This is a genomic window from Bacillus sp. CH_70, from assembly GCF_038007045.1.
Taxonomy (GTDB): Bacteria; Bacillota; Bacilli; order Bacillales; family Bacillaceae_G; genus Bacillus_A; species Bacillus_A cereus.
This window is the reverse complement of record NZ_JBBOWL010000001.1, coordinates 4,154,931-4,173,804: the sequence shown is the minus strand read 5'-3', so window position 1 is coordinate 4,173,804 and position 18,874 is coordinate 4,154,931. Positions and strand designations below refer to the sequence as shown.

The window sequence follows — 18,874 nt, the reverse complement described above, 5'->3', positions numbered from 1 at the left end:
GGAATATGGAAAAAATATTTAGGAAATTAAGATTCCTTCTAGTATTTGTAGTATTACTAGTTGGATGTCAACAAGAAGAGAATAACGTAGAACAAAAATCTACTACTAAAAAAACTGAGGAAAAGGTACAAATAACAAAAGAAGAAGAGAAATCTATTCAAGATGTTATTACTACATTTGTGCGAACGACGAATGAAAAAAATCTTGCAGAACATATGGAGTTATTTTCAAAGAAGATGCCTAGTGCTGAAGACTTAAAAACACAAAAAGAAGCCGCATTTCAAAAGGGAAATAAGAAGATTGAATTGGAACATATAGATATGAAAGCTAGTAAAGTAGGGTATGTTATTGTTGAAACGAAAGAAAAGGAAGTAGACGATAGTGTCACTCTTCAAAAGAAAGTACAGTACGCTCTTGGAAAAGAAGATGAGAAATGGAAGATTGAAGAGGTTCGCACGATAGAGAAAAAATAACGTGAAACTTTAATAAGTGTGGGAGTCGCACTTTCCAAAAATGGTATAAAAAAAGGTTCTCATTGGCGAGAACCTTTTTTTATAGTGGTAGCATAATTTGATTTGAGCATGCCTCAATATCATCAATATCTTGACGAATTGTGGCCATTTTATTATCAAGATCTTCAGCTTTCATTGCTGCATCATGTAGTTCATCTTTTAAATACTCCGGTATTTTCCCTTCATATTTATAATAAAGTTTGTGTTCTAAACTTGCCCAAAAGTCCATTGCCAGTGTACGTAACTGAATTTCTGCAAATACATCTTTTGTACCAGAATTCAGTGATAAAGGATATTTAATAATCATGTGTAAACTTTTATAACCGTTTCCCTTTGGATTAGCGATATAATCTTTTACCTCTATGATTTCCATATCTTCACGCTTTTGAATGACTTCTTTTAAATGATAAATATCTTCTACGAAGCAACATGTAATACGAATACCAATAATATCTTGTAAATGCGTTTGAGCATTTTCAACTGTCGGTAATAAATTTTTACGTTCCAGCTTTTTAATAATACTTTCAGGTTGTTTTAGTCTTGTTTTTATATGTTCAAACGGGTTGTAATCCTCTAAAAATTGAGCTTCCCGGTTCATAATTTCAAATTTAGTTTTTAACTCTTCTAAAGCAAATGTATATGGTAATACAAAAGCTTTCCAGTAGTTAACTGTTGATTGATTATATTCCATTTTATATACACACCTTTTCCTATTTACAAGTGAGGTTGTTATTATACTAAATACCAAATCATATAAGCACAAGCGGCAAATGATGAGATCATAAAGCGATATTTAGTTTTCATACTTTCAACTCCTTTCGAGTAAGATTCTATATAAATAAACGTGATTGTTAATAAGTTCACTATGTACAATTTCTATAGTAATAGATTCGTGTGAATTTCGTATGAACTAATTGTTTCAGCTTTTTGTCTTTTTTGCTGTTAATCATAATTATTATTCGGATTTAAAGTGTTTTTATTTGATTTATCCATTTGTATAAATTAATGTATATTTAAATTTATAGTTATTAAGGAGGATATACGGTGAACTTTGAAGAATTAGCAATTGCTAGACGTTCTGCAATGAAATTTATACAAGGTATAGAAATCCCTGATGAGGATTTTAAAAAAATATTTGAGTTAACTAAGCTTTCTCCATCTTGCTATAATTTGCAGCACACACATTATGTTGTAATTCGTGATCAAGAGCGAAAAGAAAGATTAAAAGAATTAGCGTTCGGTCAATATAAAGTATCGAGTGCATCAGCGGTAGTGCTCGTTTGTGGTGATAAAAGAGCATACCAAAATGTTGAAAATATTTACTTCGGTATGAAAGTTTTAAAAATGATTGATGAATGCGAATATGAAGATACCATTAGGCAAACGAAAGGTTTATATGAAGGAAAAGGAGAGCGTTTCATGGAGGATGAAGCGATTAGAAATGCTTCGTTAAGTGCGATGACTTTTATGTACGCAGCTAAATATTATGGATATGATACATGTCCAATGATTGGTTTCGATGAAAAAGCAGTACAAAGTGAATTAAATATGCCAGAGCATGTAATACCTGTTTTAATGATTACGATAGGGAAAAGTGATACGACTAAAGTTCGTCCAAGAGGATATCGAAAGCCAATTAGTGAGTTTGTTACATACGAATCGTTTTAATAAAATTTATTTAACTATAAAAACAAGGGGATTCTAAATAGAATCTTCTTGTTTTTGCAATTGACAAATAGAATGAAGTTTTATAATATATAAATCGTAATCATTACGTTTTAGTTTGCGATCTTTGAAAGAAAGGAGAATTACCTATGCGTGTAAATATTACATTAGCTTGTACGGAGTGCGGTGATCGTAATTATATTTCTAAAAAAAATAAACGAAACAATCCAGAACGTATCGAACTAAAAAAATATTGTCCACGATTAAAGCGAGTAACGTTACACCGTGAGACGAAGTAGAAGACTAGAGATATCTCTAGTCTTTTTTTTGTTAATAAGTTTTGGTTTTCTTTGTTATAATTACCTTAAATTGTAACAAAGGAGAGGGCATGGTGAATCAAAAAGATAAAGAAAGAAAAGAGCACGTAGCTCATATTATTGAAATTCCAGATGAATATAGGCTTGTTGTAGATGATCAAGAAGGGGTTGATGACCCGTATCATCTATTATGGTGGGGACATAAAGATGATGAGGAGAAACAGATACAAATTACATTAAATAGACATACTGGTAATTTAATTGAATTTAGGATAGATGATGGAAATTCTTTTTCGAGTGATAAGGGAGCGATAGAGGAGAATAAAGCAAGAGAGGTTGCAAATACATTCTTAAAAAAATATACAAAAGAAGGATATGAATTCTATACATATGTAACGGTTAAGGACGACAGGCGCGGTTGGAAAGAAGTAAATTATATGCAAGAAGTGAATAGCTATCCATTGCCGAATACTGGGTGTGTTGTGCGAGTGCACCCTTCAGGTAATGTTGTGCATTTTCATTACAATGGACAAAAAGCCATAGAGAAAAAACCGTTATGGCCAAGTGAAATTGTTGGGGAGAATATCGTTTTAGAAAATTTGAAAGCTAGACAAGATATGAGACTTGTATTTGTAGATTTAACATACTCTTCATGTGAGTATGAAAACGGGGAAGAAGTAAAAGGGTACCATCTTGTATATGAACCAGAGCCTAGTCATGCGTTTATTGATGCAAGTACAGGTAAAGATTTATATGGGCCAGAACACTATAAATTACCTTCTACAGTACTTGTTGATAAACCGCTAAAGAGTAGTCAAAAAAAAGATGTGTTTGATTTATTTGATTGGGACAAGGAGAAGTTTGTCAAAATAGATGAAAAAGTAGATGAGGATGAAGTCCGGATAAAATTTGTATTAAAAGAAGAATTACAAAAAGAAATAGAAGAGAAGGATTCATATTCAATGGATGAGTTTTATAAAAAACATTTTCCAATGTTGAAACATGATGAATTCGTTGTAATTACTCTAGATAAAGAAACAAATCAATTGCTTTCTTTTTTTATGTGGAAGGATGAGAAAAAAAGGAAAACAATCTTATCGAGAGAGCAATGTTTAAGCAAGGCACTTCAATTTTTAGAGCATATTATCCCAGATGCGACAAAGTATGTTCAACTTTGGGATAATTATGAGGAGGAAGAGGGGATAGAGAGGTTTTCCTTTTCAATCTATGTAAATGACATTCATGTAGAGCGGAAATATATTATGATCAACATCAATGCAGAAAATGGTGCTGTGATGCACTACTCTGGAGAGTCTGGCAACTTTATAAAAGAATTACTTACATATGAAACAACACCAAAAGTAACAAAAGAAAAAGCGTTAGAAATATACAGAGAGGCTATCCGAGTTAAATTAGAATGGTTTGTAGATCATGATGCAGAGGAAACGAAATACAAACTACTGTATAAACAAACGACAGATGAAAAACATAAAGAACCTTTTGATTGTAGTCGGGAAATTCGTTATATTGATGCCCAAACTGGGAGAAATATTTGGAGTAAGTAAAGTAAAAAGAGTTATTTTTCAAAGAAAATAACTCTTTTTATTTTTATAATTTGCCTGTTCGTTTTTCAAAATTAAATGTGATAGGAAGATTGGAAGAAGAATTATCACTTTTAAATGTTACTTTCCATTCTTTAGTATGGGCTTTAATTTCAAAATTAAGAAGATTCATCGCTCTACGTTTATCTATTTCTAAAAACATATTATGAATTTCTGGTTCTTGCTGTAAATTAAGAGCCTTTAGTGTGACTGTTAATGTGAAAAAATTTTGCCCTTCATATACTATTTTTGATATTTTTGTTTTTTGTGTATTTAACAGTATATAAAAACGGTCTGATGGAGTTAATTGTACAGAGTCATCAGTAATTTCATTCTCGCTATTATAAAGTTCAACTAAGAAAGATGTACTATGGGAAGAATGTTTTTTGCTTGTAATCTGTAATTCAGTAGGAATCATCGGTATTTCATAAAAATCATTCCTTATTATGTTATTGTAATCCTCTGAAAATTTACGGACTTCTTTTGGAAAAGAGTCTTCTTGTGTACTTAAAAAAGTTTTATGTTGCTTTGGAGTTTTTTTACTAAAATTTAATGTTTCTTTAAAGTAATAATTGGATTCAGTTAAAAATAAAAAACTACAAATTAATAAAAAAATTCGATACGGATTTTGAAAGTTAAAGAACAGTAGTATACATGTAATAAATCCAATTACATAGAAAATAAAGATAAGTAGTTCTAGTTTTGAGTGAAAGGAGAAACCATAATTATGAAAAAATTTCATTCCAATTATAATTTGAGCTCCAAAAAACAAAGAAATTCCAAATTGAAAAAATAATAAATCAGGCCCTCTCTTAATAACAAAAGTAATGAACGAAATGAAAAGTAAAAATACCCCTAAATAAATTGTTACATTTAATAATCGATCTAATGTAAGCATGAATAGTTTCCCCTTTAATAGCATATTCATATATAAATAACAATTTTATATAATTATAATATAACAATAAAATATTTTAAATGTTGGAAGTGTTGAGTTTTATAAATAAACTGTACAGACACAAACAACCTCAAGCCCACATACACATAATAAAGACCACTATTTTGGCGGAGGTGAAAGGTTTGAGTCTATTCGCCGCAATTGGATATATGGTTCGAGAAGTGTTTGTCTTTGTTTCTTATGTGAAAAATAATGCGTTTCCGCAGCCGTTATCATCAGATGATGAGAGAAAGTACTTAGAGTTAATGGAGCAAGGTGATGCTCAAGCGAGAAATCTTTTAATTGAACATAATTTACGGCTTGTAGCTCATATCGTTAAAAAATTTGAGAACACAGGAGAAGATGCAGAAGATTTAATTTCAATTGGTACAATCGGACTCATTAAAGCGATCGAGAGCTATTCTGCAGGAAAGGGAACGAAGCTTGCGACGTATGCAGCACGCTGTATTGAAAATGAAATTTTGATGCATTTACGTGTACTAAAGAAAACGAAAAAAGATGTTTCACTTCATGATCCGATCGGGCAAGATAAAGAGGGCAATGAAATATCGCTTATTGATATATTAAAATCAGAGTCTGAAGATGTAATTGATATGATTCAGCTTAGTATGGAGTTAGAAAAAATTAAAGAGTATATCGATATTTTAGACGAAAGAGAAAAAGAAGTGATTGTGAAACGTTTTGGACTTGGGCTAGATAAGGAGAAAACACAGCGGGAAATAGCTAAGGCGCTTGGCATTTCTAGAAGTTACGTATCACGGATCGAAAAGCGTGCTTTAATGAAAATGTTCCACGAGTTTGTAAGGGCAGAGAAAGAGAAAAAAGCGAAAGAGTAAAGTGTATTAGAAGCAGCCATATTTTAAAATGGGCTGCTTTTCTTATTGTAAATAAGAAAAGAAAACGCGTTATGCTAAGAAGAAATACATGTTCACTGTTGAAAATGACGGATTCTATCTGTAATATTAGAAGGTGCTAAATAATTTAAGAATAATACCATACTTAGTTTTCTGTATGTATAATAAGGCTGCTTTATATGATATGTGGGAATAAGAACCAATTTTACGTATGATATAGAAAGAAAATAAGGGAAAACTAAAGTTATAGACTGATTAGGGGGTTTCGCAATTTGCGACGTACATTATATCGACTTATGATAGAACTTACAAATGGTCGCTTTACTTCTTATATATTACGTAAATTTGCACAATCTCGTTTGAGCTCTATCATTATTCCATCGTATGCGAAAGTTTTTCAAATTAATCAAGATGAGATGGAAAAGGGTTTGAAGGAATATAGAACATTGCATGAATTATTTACGCGTAAGCTAAAAGAAGGAAAGCGTAGTATTGATACAGATGCATCGAGTATCGTTAGTCCTGTTGATGGTGTTTTTGCAGATCATGGTCCTATTGAGGATACAAAAACATTTGATATTAAAGGAAAGCGCTATTCAATTGTGGATATGCTAGGTAATGAAGAACGTGCAACGCGATATGCAGGCGGTACATATATGGTAATTTATTTGAGTCCAAGTCACTATCATCGCATTCATAGTCCGCTTTCTGGTTCTGTGACTGAAAGATTTGTACTCGGTAGAAAATCGTATCCGGTAAATGCAGCTGGTATGGAATACGGGAAAGAACCGCTGTCAAAAAATTATCGTTCTGTTACAGAAGTAAGCAGTGATGGCGAACATATGGCTCTTGTAAAAGTAGGGGCCATGTTTGTTAATAGTATTGAGCTTTTGCATGAGAGAGACACTGTTCAAAAAGGTGAAGAAATGGCATACTTTACATTTGGTTCAACAGTTGTGTTATTGTTTGAAAAAGATATGATAGAAGTAGTGCAGGAATTAAAGAGTGGACAAGAGCTGCGTCTTGGTGAAAAAATAGCTACTCGATTAGCTCATAAATAAAGAAAAGCTTTTATAACCGTAAGTAAGAGTTATGGGCAAAGATACTTAATGATGAAATCCCCTAGATGGGAGTACTTGTTTATTCGAGAGCCATCGTAGGATGGCTCTTTTTACAGGGCATTCAATAATGTATCCTGTAACTGTTTGATTGGTACGGGCTGATTAAACTTTCACTTTATATGTAATCAAGAAGATTTGACAAGCTTGTCCTCTAATGAGCGTCTAATGATTTCTTGTTTTATAAGTAAAATGAAGTCGGGATTTAATTTTAGTTCTTTTGCTTTATAATAAGACTCAGTGAGTAACTCAGTGGATAACTGTTCCATATGTTTTGTTTTCAAGGTGAGTCACCTCCTAATAATATAAGGATTGATTCGTTGATGCATTTAATGTACCAAAAAAGTATGACAGTCACAAACGAGTGGTTATCCACATACCTAGGTGGATAAAGTGTGTATAGTTTGTTAGTAAATTCCAAATTAACTGAAAGATTAATGTGGAAAATGTGTACAATTTTATCCACAGGTTATATATCGAAAAATGTTGTCGAAAAATTTTATGAAAAATCCTCAAAGAGGTGAAAGAAATTGAAGCTATTTTTACCAAATGAATACGTGAAAAATGTATATCATGTTCAACCAGAAGATTTAAAAAAACGTGGGATTAAAGGTGTTATTACTGATTTAGATAACACTTTAATTGAATGGGATCGTCCAAATGCAACCCCGCAACTTGAAGAATGGTTCTTAAAAATGAAAGAGCAAGGCATCCAAGTAACGGTTGTTTCAAATAATAATGAGCAACGTGTAAAAGATTTTGCTGACCCATTAGGTATTCCATTTATTCATAGTGCACGTAAACCATTTGTTCGAGCGTTTAAGCGTGCGATACAAGAGATGCATCTGCAGGCAGAGGAAGTTGTAGTAATTGGAGATCAGTTACTGACTGATGTGCTTGGTGGAAACCGAGTAGGGCTTCATACAATTTTAGTTGTACCGGTAGCACAAACAGACGGATTAGTGACGCGCTTTAATCGAAAAATTGAACGAAGAATCATGAAAAATATGAAGAAAAAAGGTTTAATTAACTGGGAGGAATAAAGTTTGACTGAAACAATTAAATGTATTGGTTGCGGTGTAGAAATTCAAACAGAAAATAAAAACGAAGTGGGGTATGCTCCTACCTCATCTTTAGAGAAAGAACAAGTCATTTGTCAACGTTGTTTTCGCTTGAAGCATTACAATGAAATTCAAGATGTATCGTTAACAGATGATGACTTCCTACGCATTTTAAATGGAATTGGAAAATCAGATGCATTAGTAGTCAAAATTGTAGATATTTTTGATTTTAATGGTAGCTGGTTACCTGGCTTACATCGTTTCGTAGGAAATAATAAAGTATTACTTGTTGGAAATAAAGCTGATTTAATTCCAAAGTCAGTAAAACATGATAAAGTAAAGCATTGGATGCGCTATAGTGCAAAGCAGCTAGGATTAAAACCAGAAGATGTCTTTTTAATTAGTGCAGCGAAGGGACAAGGAATTGCTGAACTAGCAGATGCTATTGAGTATTATCGCGGCGGCAAAGATGTTTACGTTGTTGGATGTACGAATGTAGGGAAATCGACATTTATTAATCGTATGATTAAAGAATTTAGTGATGAGACTGAAAATGTAATTACAACATCTCATTTCCCAGGAACAACACTGGATTTAATTGATATTCCATTAGACGAAGAATCTTCTTTATATGATACGCCAGGTATTATTAACCACCACCAAATGGCTCATTATGTTGGGAAGCAAAGCTTAAAGCTTATTACACCAACAAAAGAAATTAAGCCGATGGTATTCCAATTAAATGAAGAACAAACGTTATTCTTTAGTGGATTGGCACGTTTTGATTATGTAAGTGGTGGTCGTCGTGCGTTTACTTGTCACTTCTCGAATCGTTTAACAATCCATCGTACAAAGCTTGAGAAAGCAGATGAATTATATAAAAATCATGCTGGAGATTTACTAAGCCCGCCAACACCAGAAGAATTAGCAAATATGCCTGAGTTAGTGAAATACGAATTTAATATTCGTGAACCAAAGACGGATGTTGTATTCTCTGGATTAGGATGGGTTACTGTGAACGAACCAGGCGCAAAAATTGTTGCACACGTACCAAAAGGAGTAAGTGTTTCACTACGTAAATCTTTAATTTAATATGGAGAGGGATTTATGAAACAATTATATGGTGTAATCGGAAATCCAATTGGACATTCATTATCACCCGTTATGCATAACGATGCATTTGAACACTTGAATATGGATGCCCATTATCATGCATTCCTTGTTGAAGAGGAAGCGCTAGGGGAAGCAGTAAGAGGTTTAAAAGCATTAGGTATTTCAGGATTTAATGTAACAACTCCGCACAAGGTTGCTATCATGGAGTATTTGGATGAGATTGATCCATTGGCAAGGAAAATCGGTGCAGTAAATACAGTGGTTCATAAGAATGGAAGGTTAATTGGCTACAACACAGATGGAATTGGTTTTGTTCGAGCGCTGCAGTCAATTAGTAATGAACCACTTCAAGGGAAACGTATTTTGTTACTTGGTGCAGGTGGTGCTAGCCGAGCTATTTATTTTTCTCTTGCTGATGTAGGTGTAAAAGAGATTGATGTAGCCAATCGTACAGTAGATAAGGCGAAAGAACTTATTGCTGCACGTACGGCCGATGTTAATTCTGTTGCTTTGTCGTTAGAAAAAGCGACAGAAGAACAAGGAAATTATGATATTATCATTCAGACGACAACGATAGGTATGCATCCACACGTCGAACATACGCCATTACAAATGTGTTCGTTAAAAAAAGGAACGATTGTATCAGATATAATTTATAATCCATTTGAAACGAAAATTTTATGTGAGGCAAAAGAGCAAGGTGCAATCATTCAAAATGGTATTGATATGTTTGTTTATCAAGGAGCACTTGCATTTGAAATGTGGACAGGACGTGTACCAAATATTGATCGAATGAAACAATTAGTTATAGAAAAGCTTGGAGGCTAACATATATGTTAACAGGAAAACAAAAAAGATTTTTACGTGCACAAGCACATCATTTAACACCAATTTTTCAAGTAGGAAAAGGCGGAGTAAATGAAAATATGGTAAAACAAATTGGAGAAGCGTTAGAAGTTCGTGAACTATTTAAAGTGAGTGTATTACAAAACTGTGAATTTGATCGCCGTGAGGTTGCGGAAGAACTTGCAAAAGGTGCACGTGCTGAAATCGTTCAAGTAATTGGAAGTACAATCGTTTTATACAAAGAATCAAGAGAAAATAAACAAATTAAGCTTCCTCGATAAAAAGATTAGCATGCGCTATTTTTTATCGCTGATGCGTAATGATGTAGAGAGCGAAACCAATTGAACTTTTATTAATAGCAACTCTCTTCGTTCCTAACCAAGGAGAGTTGCTGTATGTAAAAGGAAGGGGCGTTTCTTTTGAGGAAAATTGGCATCATTGGCGGTACATTTGATCCGCCTCACTATGGACATTTGCTAATTGCAAATGAAGTATATCACGCTTTGGAATTGGAAGAAGTATGGTTCTTGCCAAACCAGATTCCGCCACATAAACAAGGACGTAATATTACAAGTATAGAAAGTCGTTTACATATGTTAGAGCTTGCGACTGAGGCAGAAGAACACTTTTCTATTTGTTTAGAAGAGCTAAGCAGGAAGGGCCCATCTTATACGTATGACACTATGTTACAATTGACGAAGAAGTATCCGGATGTGCAGTTTCACTTTATTATCGGTGGGGATATGGTTGAGTATTTACCGAAGTGGTATAACATTGAAGCTTTACTTAATCTTGTAACATTTGTTGGAGTTGCAAGACCTGGGTATACATTGCATACACCATATAAGATTACTACAGTGGAAATTCCGGAATTTGCAGTTTCTTCATCCTTATTACGTGAGAGATATAAGGAGAAGAAAACGTGTAAATATTTACTTCCTGAAAAAGTACAGGTATATATCGAGAGGAATGGGTTGTATGAATCGTGAGAATGCACTTCATATTGTCAAACAACAAATGCATGAAAAACGTTATATACACACAATTGGTGTAATGGAGACAGCGATTGAGCTTGCTAAGTTATACGGTGTGGACGAGAAAAAAGCAGAGATGGCAGCTATATTCCATGATTATGCGAAATGTAGAGCAATTTCAGAGATGGAAGAGATTATTAAACGTGAAGATTTGCCGAAAGATTTACTTTGCTATAATAAAGAGTTGTGGCATGCGCCTGTTGGGGCATACTTAGTAGAAAAAGAGGTAGGCATTACGGATTCTGAAATATTGCAAGCTATTACATATCATACAAGTGGTCATGAGAACATGACGATGTTAGATAAAGTGATTTATGTAGCTGATTACATTGAGCCAGGGCGAAAGTTTCCAGGTGTGGAAGAGGCTCGTAAACTCGCATATACGGATATAAATCAAGCTTTATTATTTGCCTTAAAGAGAACAATTCAATTTTTAATGGAAAAAAATCAGACGATTTATCCATTAACATTCCAAACATACAATGCAGTTATCAAGGAGGAAATGAGTAAATGAACGATAAAGATTTATTAGTGTTAGCGGCAAAAGCAGCTGATGATAAAAGAGCAGAAGATATGGTTGTCCTAAATATGCAAGGTATTTCACCAATTGCAGATTATTTCATTATTTGTCACGGTAATTCAGATAAACAAGTGCAAGCAATTGCACGTGAAATTAAATCAAAAGCACATGAGTTCCAAATCGACGTACAACGTATGGAAGGTTTTGACGAAGCACGTTGGGTATTAGTTGATCTTGGAGATGTAGTTGCCCATGTATTCCATAAAGATGAGCGTAATCACTATAATTTAGAGCGTCTATGGGGCGATGTGCCACGTGAAGATATAACAGAAGAGCTAGGCCAATGAAATACGAACAATTTGCATTGTTGTACGACGAACTGATGAATGATGTCCCTTATGATAAATGGGTAGAATTCACAGAGGAAAGCCTGCAGCAGGCAGATATGAAAGAGGCAAAAATTCTTGATGTAGCATGCGGTACGGGTAATGTAACCCTTCCGCTTGTGCAAAAGGGTTACGATTTAATAGGTGTCGATCTTTCAGAAGAAATGTTAACAGTCGCTCAGCAAAAACTAGGAGGAGAGGGATACTTTATTCCTTTTTACCAACAAGACATGCGAGAGCTTGATGTTCCAGGTGAGTTTGACTGTGTCACTATCTTTTGTGATTCATTAAATTATGTATTGCAAGAAGATGGAGTACAAGAAACATTTAGAAGAGTGTTTCACCATTTGCGTCAAGATGGTTTGTTTTTATTTGATGTACATTCTTTATATAAAATACATCATGTATTTCAAAATGAAACGTATACAGTGAATGGAGAAGAAATATCTCTTATTTGGAATTGCTTCCCTGGTGAAGAATCAAATAGTGTAGAGCATGATTTGACATTCTTTGTTCAAGATCCGGAAGAAGATGTGTACCATCGGTTTGATGAATGTCACGTGCAACGTGCATATCAAGTGGAAGAGTTAACGAAATGGCTTGAAGAAGCAGGTTTTACAGTTCTTCGTGTAACAGGTGATTTTGAGCGACTTGAAGTTACAGAACAAACAGAGCGTATTTTCTTCATGGCGAAGAAAAACGGATAAAACAAATAAAACAAAAGCAACCGAGAAGGTTGCTTTTGTTTTATAAAGAAGATGTATTTTTAGTTCTAGCATAATCTGAAGATCGTATGCGTAAAGTGTGGGAATAGTAGTTAAAGTGAAAATGTATTGTAAAAAAGTAAGTATTTATAAAAAGGATTTGGAATGAAAATGACGTATTTATTATGTGTGTTTATTGAATTGCTGATCAACGCATTCTAAATCTTCATCAAATTTTTCATGTGTTCGCTCGATTAACTTATGGAACATATCTCCAACGTGTTCTTCTAAAACCCGAATGCCTTCCCCGGTAACGCCGCCTTTCACGCAAACCTTTTCTTGTAAGGTAGGTAATGTGAAGATTTCTTTTTCAAGTAATTTCCCCATCCCCACGACCATTTCACTTACTAAAGTAGTAGCCTCTTCGTGTGTAATATTTGTTTTATCTACAGCAGCGTTAATGAAGCATTGTAGTAAATAACTAAAGAAAGCAGGACCGCAACTTGCTATATCAGATGAAACACGTGTTATATCTTCTTCTATTACAAGAGGTGTAGAAATATTTTTGAATAGACGAAGTAGTTTTTGTTGCCATTCTTCAGAGCAATTATTTCCAAATGTAAATAGTGAGGCGCCAGAGAGGGCGCGATTTGTGATACTTGGAATGATACGTGCGACGTGGCACGGTACGAGAGTCTCTAATTGTGATGGAGATATTGGACTTGTAATAGAAACTAAGCACGTTTCATCAGAAAAATGTTCAGCGTATTTTTTTAGGATAGGGTATATATCTATCGGCTTAACGCAAATAAAAATAAGTTGTGATTGTTCGATTACTTCCGGGATTGTTTTTGCTATATGAACAGAAGGGTATTTTTCTTTTATGTGATATGCTTTGGCAGGCGTCCGATTAATGATTGTAAGGCACGAAGGTTTGACAGCACGGGTTTCTAAAAATGCATCGATTAGTATATTCCCCATGTTTCCTGTCCCTATAATTCCTATGTTCAAAGTTTCATCCCTCCTTCGTAACAGCTTTCTCCTAAACAATATGAATGATGTTATAAATTTATGATTAGAGGTGTAAAATGATGTGGGATTTTCCGAAAAAGTGGTTAGGTTTAGTAGCTATTATTGGAACTTTACTTTTTCTTGTTTTTTGGAAAACGAATCAGAGTGTAGAACGAACGCCTATTACAATGAATGTGCAAGAGAAGGAGATAGAAAAAAAGGGTAAACCGAAAATATCGGATACAAAGGAACAGAAAAGAACAATTATAATTGATGTGAAAGGAGCGGTTAATAAAGAAGGGGTATATGAAATGAAGGAAGGAGATCGCGTAAAGGATGCGGTTCAAAAGGCTGGTGGTTTTTTATCAGAAGTAGATATGAAAAAAGTGAATTTAGCACAAATTGTACAAGATCAAATGCTTCTTTATATACCGAGTAAAAATGAGCCAGAACAAGGGATGTTTACTTCTTCTAAGGAAGATGGCAAGATTCGAATAAATACAGCAGCGAAAGAGCAATTGGAAAAAATTACAGGGATTGGCTCTCGAAAGGCAGAAAGTATTTTGAAATATCGAGAAGAGCATGGTCCGTTTCAGAAAATAGAAGATTTATTAGAGATTGATGGGATTGGTGCGAAGTCTCTTGAAAAGATAAAAGATCAAATTATTATTCCGTAAAAGATTGACGAAGTTTTTCTTCTTTCGCTACACTACAAGTAGACAAAAAAGTAGGTGAAAAATATGGAACGAATTTCATGGGATCAATATTTTATGACGCAAAGCCATCTACTATCGTTACGTAGTACATGTACAAGGCTTGCGGTAGGAGCGACAATCGTTCGCGATAAACGAATTATTGCTGGTGGATATAATGGTTCGATTAAAGGTGGCGTACATTGTATAGATGATGGTTGTTACGTAATCGATAATCATTGTGTTCGGACAATTCATGCCGAAATGAATGCTTTATTACAATGTGCCAAGTTTGGTGCGAAAACAGAGGAAGCAGAAATTTACGTTACGCATTTCCCTTGTTTACAATGTTGTAAGGCAATTATTCAAAGTGGTATTACAGCGGTTTATTATGCGCAGGATTATAAAAATCATCCATACGCCATAGAGTTATTTGAACAAGCGAATGTAACAGTGAAGCACGTTCCGCTAGAATATGATATCGCTGCATTAGAGGAGCAAAAACGTTATACGGAGTTAAAAGAATTATTTGCGTCTTTAGAAAAAGATAATTTATCAATGGAAGAATTACAGCATGTATTCACGAAAGCAAAAATGATGCTATAAGGAGTGAGTATAAGTTGCAGGAACAATGGGGGTATGTTGCAATCTCGTTTATAATAGGGATTGCAATTGCCTTTTCCTCGTCACTTTTATTAATAGTTTTTTGCCTCTTTTTAAATGTTTTCTTCTGTTTATATCGCACTTCGCGTAAAACCTTCTTTTTTTGCATTGTAGCGTGCTTTAGTGGCGCTATATACACTTCCTATGTTCAAGGGTGGAATAAGTCTCTAGGAGAGTCCTATGGAGTTACAAGAGGGGTTATACAAAATACACCGCTTGTTAATGGAGATCGCCTATCTTTTCAGTTTGAAGATCACAATAAAAATATAGTGCAGTTAAGTTATAGAATAAAATCAGCCTTGGAAAAGGAAAAAATGCAACAATTATACGCAGGGATATCATGTGTATTCGAGGGTGAGAGGAAAGAACCGCAAACAGCTCGGAATTTTCATGGTTTTAATTACCGTGATTATTTATACAAGCAACATATTCATTTCACATTTGAGGCTACATATATTTCTGAATGCTATAGAACATCACTGTCGCTCATGCAACGGATTCTCCTTTTGAGGCAACAAGTAATCTCGAAAGTTACAGAGATGTTTCCAGAGCAATCAGGTGCTTTTATGAATGCGTTACTATTTGGTGATAGACAACAAATGACGTTTGAAGTGGAAGAGCAATATCAACAGTTTGGTCTTGTACATTTGTTAGCAATTTCAGGTTCGCACATTGTATTGTTAATGGTGATAGTATATTTTATTTTGCTAAGAAGTGGTGCGACGAGGGAGGTAGCAACAATTTGCCTTATCATTTGTATTCCTTTGTATATGGTTTTAGCAGGGGCGTCACCCTCTGTTATAAGGGCTTCTATAACGGGAGTTTTGACGTTGATTGCTTTTATGTGCTCGATTCGTTTATCTAGTTTAGATGCTTTAAGTGTAACAGCTATATGTATGCTTATATATGACCCTTATCTTGTTTTTAATATTGGATTTCAGTTTTCTTTTGTAGGTAGCTTCGCTTTACTTTTGTCTGCTCCGTTATTGTTAGTGAGTAGCAACGGAGTAATCCGAAATTCTATTTATATTTCTATCATTTCACAGCTCGTTAGTACTCCGATTTTGTTATATCACTTTGGTTATTTTTCTCCATATAGCATTTTCCTCAATCTTTTATACGTTCCGTTTTTATCTATCATTGTATTACCATGTAGCATTATTATTTTACTGTGTATGCCAATTGTCCCGTTTCTCGCAAAAGGATTTGCGGATGTGTTATCAATAGGCTTGAGTATGTCTAATGTTTTTCTAAGTTATTGTGAAAGTTTACCATTTAACCAGCTTATTTTCGGGAAAACGTCCTTCAATCTTGTAGCTGTATATTGCGCGAGTATTGTCAGTATATTGATGGTTTGGGAAAGGAGAGCGCCGAAAAAAATGGTTTGTATAGTTGTGAGTATATTTCTTTTTATTAGCACGTGTCATTATGTATATCCATATTTTAGAGGAAGTGGAAGTGTAACATTTATTGATGTTGGACAAGGTGATGCAATATTAATTCGCCTTCCGTATGATAAAGGGGTTTATCTTATTGATACAGGTGGAACGCTTCGTGTCAATAAGGAAGAGTGGCAACAAAAAAAGCATGAATTTTCTGTTGGAAATGATGTTTTAATACCCTATTTACAAAAAGAAGGTATTAAAACAATTGATAAATTAATCGTAACGCATGGAGATGCAGATCATATAGGTGCTGCGCAAGAATTATTATCATATATACCTGTAAAAGAAGTTGTGTTTGGCCGGAAGGGAAAAGATGCAGTATTAGAAAAAGTAGTAAAGAAACAGGCATTAGAAAAGGAAATAAAAATAACTGAAGTGGGGGAAGGGGAAAGTTGGAGTGTAAATGAAGCTGAATTTTTCGTTTTAGCTCCAAAAGGAAAAGAAAAAAGTGAAAATAATGCTTCAATTGTAATATGGGCAAAATTTGGAGGATTGACGTGGCTATTTACAGGCGATTTAGAAGAAGAAGGAGAGCAGTTTTTAGTATCTGCGTATCCAAATTTGCGAGTAGATGTTTTAAAAGTTGCTCATCATGGAAGTAACACGTCATCTATAGAGTCTTTTTTGAACGTTATACAGCCCCGTGTAGCGATTATATCTGTTGGTAAGCAGAATAGATATGGACACCCGCATAAAGAAGTGATAGAGCGTTTGGAGAAGATGGGGAGTGCGATATGGCGCACGGACAAGCAAGGTGCTATTTCCTATGTTTTTAAAGGGGAAAATGGAACCTTTCAAAGTAAAATCACATACGATAAGACATATAATAGGTGAAAAAGAGAAGACTGCCATGAAGTGGCAGTCTTTAAGAACCGATAAATTTAATAACAGTTGCAATGATGAAAAGTGTTGCGAAAAAACCAAATGAGACGATAAATCCTACCCCTGAATCAATAGCGTCATTGCGTTTACTTTGAACGTTTTGTTCAAAATCATTCATTTAGAATCCCTCCCCAACATTCCACTTTAGTATAAAATATTGTCAGAAAAAAATCTACAATTTCCATATGAAGAGAAAATGAGCTTTTTTGCTACTTTTAGATCATGAAGTAACGTGAGTTTTTTGTTTCCAAGCATGTTAACAGTTGGCACTTATACTCGAATTTTTATTGTGAATAATAAAGGGAAGGTGATTACCGCACACCAATAAGAAACCCGGGGCTTATTGCGTGGCGTTTAATATAAATAAAGGGACGGGTTATACAGCCTGTTCCTTTGTACTTGTAAAACAAAAGCTAGGGCATTAGTATAAATATATATTGCCAAGTTAGGGAGTAGGAAAAAGTATGAGTGATATACATAAAAAAATTAAAAAGAAACAGTTTGCTTCGTTATATTTACTATATGGAACGGAAGCTTTTTTTATAAATGAAACGATAAAGCTTATTACGACAGAAGCACTTGAAGAAGAAGATCGAGAGTTTAATGTTGTGACATACGATTTGGAAGAAGCATATTTAGAAGATGTGGTTGAGGATGCGCGTACGCTTCCTTTCTTTGGAGAACGGAAAGTACTGTTAATAAAATCACCGCTATTTCTGACTTCGCAAAAAGAAAAGTTAGAGCAAAATATAAAAATTTTAGAAGAATACATTGGTGAACCTTCTCCATTTTCTATTCTTGTTTTTGTTGCGCCTTACGAAAAACTTGATGAGCGAAAAAAAATTACAAAACTATTAAAGAAAACAGCAGATGTAGTAGAAGCGAATGCGATGCAAGTGCAGGATGTTCAGAAGTGGATTATTGCTCGTGCAGATGAAGTGCATGTGCACATTGATAACGCGGCTGTTAGTTTGTTGCTAGAGCTTGTGGGAAGTAATGTAACGATGTTGGCGAAGGAAATGGACAAGTTAACGTTATACGTTGGTATGGGCGGAGAGATTACGACGAAACTTGTTGCAGAGCTTGTGCCAAAATCAGTTGAGCAAAATGTATTTGCTTTGACAGAAAAAGTGGTGAAAAAAGATATTGCAGGTGCAATGCAAATTTTGGATGGATTATTTACGCAGCAGGAAGAACCGATTAAATTGCTTGCGTTATTAGTGAGTCAATTCCGTTTGTTGTATCAAGTGAAAGAGTTACAGCAACGTGGTTATGGGCAAAATCAAATTGCATCTCATATTGGTGTACATCCGTATCGTGTAAAATTGGCGATGAATCAAACGAAATTTTTCTCTTTTGAAGAATTAAAAAAAGTGATTATAGAATTAGCGGAAGCTGATTATAGTATGAAGACGGGAAAGATGGATAAGAAACTTGTGCTCGAGTTTTTCTTAATGCGATTAAATCATATGTGATGACACAAAAAAAGTTC

General features: G+C 34.3%; 23 protein-coding genes. 18 read left to right on the top strand and 5 right to left on the bottom strand.

Annotation, left to right across the window (positions count from 1 at the left end):
* The first annotated feature begins 5 nt into the window (after nt 1-5).
* The gene (locus tag N2V79_RS21325; protein WP_071729627.1) at nt 6-473 is read left to right on the top strand and encodes a hypothetical protein; all 468 of its coding nucleotides are present in this window, start codon (nt 6-8) and stop codon (nt 471-473) included.
* A gap of 79 nt (nt 474-552) precedes the next feature.
* Here the strand turns inward: N2V79_RS21325 and N2V79_RS21320 are convergent, their stop codons facing one another.
* Nucleotides 553-1,203 carry a GTP pyrophosphokinase gene (locus tag N2V79_RS21320; protein ID WP_000456213.1) on the bottom strand — a complete coding sequence of 217 codons (651 nt, stop codon included), beginning with the start codon at nt 1,201-1,203 and terminating at the stop codon, nt 553-555.
* A gap of 353 nt (nt 1,204-1,556) precedes the next feature.
* On the opposite strand from N2V79_RS21320, the gene N2V79_RS21315 reads away from it, so the two are divergent.
* The 3 genes from N2V79_RS21315 (at nt 1,557) to N2V79_RS21305 (ending at nt 4,059) form a co-directional block, all read left to right on the top strand.
* Nucleotides 1,557-2,180 (top strand): nitroreductase family protein, encoded by a 624-nt coding sequence (locus N2V79_RS21315; protein WP_001008498.1) that lies wholly within the window; start codon nt 1,557-1,559, stop codon nt 2,178-2,180.
* 146 nt (nt 2,181-2,326) lie between these two features.
* Nucleotides 2,327-2,476 carry a 50S ribosomal protein L33 gene (gene rpmG, locus N2V79_RS21310; protein ID WP_001265617.1) on the top strand — a complete coding sequence of 50 codons (150 nt, stop codon included), beginning with the start codon at nt 2,327-2,329 and terminating at the stop codon, nt 2,474-2,476.
* Between the two features lie 89 nt (nt 2,477-2,565).
* Entirely contained in the window at nt 2,566-4,059 is a 1,494-nt protein-coding gene (locus tag N2V79_RS21305) for a YcdB/YcdC domain-containing protein (RefSeq protein WP_200458075.1), read from the top strand.
* A 43-nt stretch (nt 4,060-4,102) separates the two neighbouring features.
* On the opposite strand, the gene N2V79_RS21300 is transcribed toward N2V79_RS21305, so the two are convergent.
* Nucleotides 4,103-5,023, bottom strand: coding sequence for a hypothetical protein (locus tag N2V79_RS21300; protein ID WP_340720199.1), 921 nt, complete (start codon nt 5,021-5,023; stop codon nt 4,103-4,105).
* 152 nt (nt 5,024-5,175) lie between these two features.
* Here N2V79_RS21300 and sigK point away from each other — a divergent pair, with 152 nt between their 5' ends.
* A complete protein-coding gene (sigK, locus tag N2V79_RS21295; protein ID WP_000051382.1) occupies nt 5,176-5,889 on the top strand; it encodes an RNA polymerase sporulation sigma factor SigK in 714 nt (237 codons plus the stop codon).
* Between the two features lie 290 nt (nt 5,890-6,179).
* Nucleotides 6,180-6,968, top strand: coding sequence for a phosphatidylserine decarboxylase (locus N2V79_RS21290; RefSeq protein WP_001255000.1), 789 nt, complete (start codon nt 6,180-6,182; stop codon nt 6,966-6,968).
* A gap of 185 nt (nt 6,969-7,153) precedes the next feature.
* On the opposite strand, the gene N2V79_RS21285 is transcribed toward N2V79_RS21290, so the two are convergent.
* On the bottom strand, nt 7,154-7,309 hold the full coding sequence (locus N2V79_RS21285) for a sporulation histidine kinase inhibitor Sda (protein ID WP_000850094.1): 156 nt from the start codon (nt 7,307-7,309) through the stop codon (nt 7,154-7,156).
* A gap of 246 nt (nt 7,310-7,555) precedes the next feature.
* On the opposite strand from N2V79_RS21285, the gene N2V79_RS21280 reads away from it, so the two are divergent.
* From N2V79_RS21280 to N2V79_RS21245, 8 genes are all read left to right on the top strand, one after another.
* Nucleotides 7,556-8,068, top strand: a complete 513-nt coding sequence (locus N2V79_RS21280) for a YqeG family HAD IIIA-type phosphatase (RefSeq protein ID WP_000765307.1) — start codon at nt 7,556-7,558, stop codon at nt 8,066-8,068.
* Between the two features lie 3 nt (nt 8,069-8,071).
* A complete protein-coding gene (yqeH, locus tag N2V79_RS21275) occupies nt 8,072-9,178 on the top strand; it encodes a ribosome biogenesis GTPase YqeH (RefSeq protein ID WP_000140807.1) in 1,107 nt (368 codons plus the stop codon).
* 15 nt (nt 9,179-9,193) lie between these two features.
* The gene (aroE, locus tag N2V79_RS21270; RefSeq protein ID WP_000812072.1) at nt 9,194-10,027 is read left to right on the top strand and encodes a shikimate dehydrogenase; all 834 of its coding nucleotides are present in this window, start codon (nt 9,194-9,196) and stop codon (nt 10,025-10,027) included.
* Nucleotides 10,028-10,032: 5 nt separating this feature from the next.
* Nucleotides 10,033-10,326: a ribosome assembly RNA-binding protein YhbY gene (yhbY, locus tag N2V79_RS21265; RefSeq protein ID WP_000955227.1), complete on the top strand. Its 294-nt coding sequence runs from the start codon at nt 10,033-10,035 to the stop codon at nt 10,324-10,326.
* A gap of 138 nt (nt 10,327-10,464) precedes the next feature.
* Nucleotides 10,465-11,034, top strand: coding sequence for a nicotinate-nucleotide adenylyltransferase (gene nadD, locus N2V79_RS21260; protein WP_001226037.1), 570 nt, complete (start codon nt 10,465-10,467; stop codon nt 11,032-11,034).
* On the top strand, nt 11,024-11,593 hold the full coding sequence (gene yqeK / locus N2V79_RS21255; protein WP_001078478.1) for a bis(5'-nucleosyl)-tetraphosphatase (symmetrical) YqeK: 570 nt from the start codon (nt 11,024-11,026) through the stop codon (nt 11,591-11,593). Before nadD ends, yqeK begins: the two co-directional genes overlap by 11 nt.
* Entirely contained in the window at nt 11,590-11,946 is a 357-nt protein-coding gene (gene rsfS / locus N2V79_RS21250) for a ribosome silencing factor (RefSeq protein ID WP_000998173.1), read from the top strand. Before yqeK ends, rsfS begins: the two co-directional genes overlap by 4 nt.
* Nucleotides 11,943-12,692, top strand: coding sequence for a class I SAM-dependent methyltransferase (locus N2V79_RS21245; RefSeq protein ID WP_000873069.1), 750 nt, complete (start codon nt 11,943-11,945; stop codon nt 12,690-12,692). The genes rsfS and N2V79_RS21245 overlap by 4 nt, the downstream gene beginning before the upstream one ends.
* A gap of 180 nt (nt 12,693-12,872) precedes the next feature.
* Here N2V79_RS21245 and comER read toward each other — a convergent pair whose 3' ends face one another.
* The gene (comER, locus tag N2V79_RS21240) at nt 12,873-13,700 is read right to left on the bottom strand and encodes a late competence protein ComER (RefSeq protein WP_053563635.1); all 828 of its coding nucleotides are present in this window, start codon (nt 13,698-13,700) and stop codon (nt 12,873-12,875) included.
* Between the two features lie 77 nt (nt 13,701-13,777).
* Between comER and N2V79_RS21235 the strand changes: the two genes are divergently transcribed.
* The 3 genes from N2V79_RS21235 (at nt 13,778) to N2V79_RS21225 (ending at nt 17,334) form a co-directional block, all read left to right on the top strand.
* On the top strand, nt 13,778-14,377 hold the full coding sequence (locus N2V79_RS21235) for a helix-hairpin-helix domain-containing protein (RefSeq protein WP_053563636.1): 600 nt from the start codon (nt 13,778-13,780) through the stop codon (nt 14,375-14,377).
* Nucleotides 14,378-14,440: 63 nt separating this feature from the next.
* Nucleotides 14,441-14,998 (top strand): ComE operon protein 2, encoded by a 558-nt coding sequence (locus tag N2V79_RS21230; RefSeq protein WP_000439773.1) that lies wholly within the window; start codon nt 14,441-14,443, stop codon nt 14,996-14,998.
* Nucleotides 14,999-15,012: 14 nt separating this feature from the next.
* On the top strand, nt 15,013-17,334 hold the full coding sequence (locus N2V79_RS21225; RefSeq protein ID WP_256424379.1) for a DNA internalization-related competence protein ComEC/Rec2: 2,322 nt from the start codon (nt 15,013-15,015) through the stop codon (nt 17,332-17,334).
* A gap of 31 nt (nt 17,335-17,365) precedes the next feature.
* Here N2V79_RS21225 and N2V79_RS21220 read toward each other — a convergent pair whose 3' ends face one another.
* Nucleotides 17,366-17,500 (bottom strand): YqzM family protein, encoded by a 135-nt coding sequence (locus N2V79_RS21220; protein ID WP_000997609.1) that lies wholly within the window; start codon nt 17,498-17,500, stop codon nt 17,366-17,368.
* Nucleotides 17,501-17,846: 346 nt separating this feature from the next.
* On the opposite strand from N2V79_RS21220, the gene holA reads away from it, so the two are divergent.
* Nucleotides 17,847-18,857 (top strand): DNA polymerase III subunit delta, encoded by a 1,011-nt coding sequence (gene holA / locus N2V79_RS21215; RefSeq protein ID WP_001279933.1) that lies wholly within the window; start codon nt 17,847-17,849, stop codon nt 18,855-18,857.
* The last annotated feature ends 17 nt before the right edge of the window (nt 18,858-18,874 follow it).

Coding starts and splice junctions, on each gene's coding strand:
- N2V79_RS21325 (WP_071729627.1), top strand. CDS start 6: ATGGAAAAAATATTTAGGAAATTAAGATTCCTTCTAGTATTTGTAGTA.
- N2V79_RS21320 (WP_000456213.1), bottom strand. CDS start 1,203: ATGGAATATAATCAATCAACAGTTAACTACTGGAAAGCTTTTGTATTA.
- rpmG (WP_001265617.1), top strand. CDS start 2,327: ATGCGTGTAAATATTACATTAGCTTGTACGGAGTGCGGTGATCGTAAT.
- N2V79_RS21305 (WP_200458075.1), top strand. CDS start 2,566: ATGGTGAATCAAAAAGATAAAGAAAGAAAAGAGCACGTAGCTCATATT.
- N2V79_RS21300 (WP_340720199.1), bottom strand. CDS start 5,023: ATGAATATGCTATTAAAGGGGAAACTATTCATGCTTACATTAGATCGA.
- aroE (WP_000812072.1), top strand. CDS start 9,194: ATGAAACAATTATATGGTGTAATCGGAAATCCAATTGGACATTCATTA.
- yhbY (WP_000955227.1), top strand. CDS start 10,033: ATGTTAACAGGAAAACAAAAAAGATTTTTACGTGCACAAGCACATCAT.
- yqeK (WP_001078478.1), top strand. CDS start 11,024: ATGAATCGTGAGAATGCACTTCATATTGTCAAACAACAAATGCATGAA.
- rsfS (WP_000998173.1), top strand. CDS start 11,590: ATGAACGATAAAGATTTATTAGTGTTAGCGGCAAAAGCAGCTGATGAT.
- N2V79_RS21245 (WP_000873069.1), top strand. CDS start 11,943: ATGAAATACGAACAATTTGCATTGTTGTACGACGAACTGATGAATGAT.
- N2V79_RS21235 (WP_053563636.1), top strand. CDS start 13,778: ATGATGTGGGATTTTCCGAAAAAGTGGTTAGGTTTAGTAGCTATTATT.
- N2V79_RS21230 (WP_000439773.1), top strand. CDS start 14,441: ATGGAACGAATTTCATGGGATCAATATTTTATGACGCAAAGCCATCTA.
- N2V79_RS21220 (WP_000997609.1), bottom strand. CDS start 17,500: ATGAATGATTTTGAACAAAACGTTCAAAGTAAACGCAATGACGCTATT.
- holA (WP_001279933.1), top strand. CDS start 17,847: ATGAGTGATATACATAAAAAAATTAAAAAGAAACAGTTTGCTTCGTTA.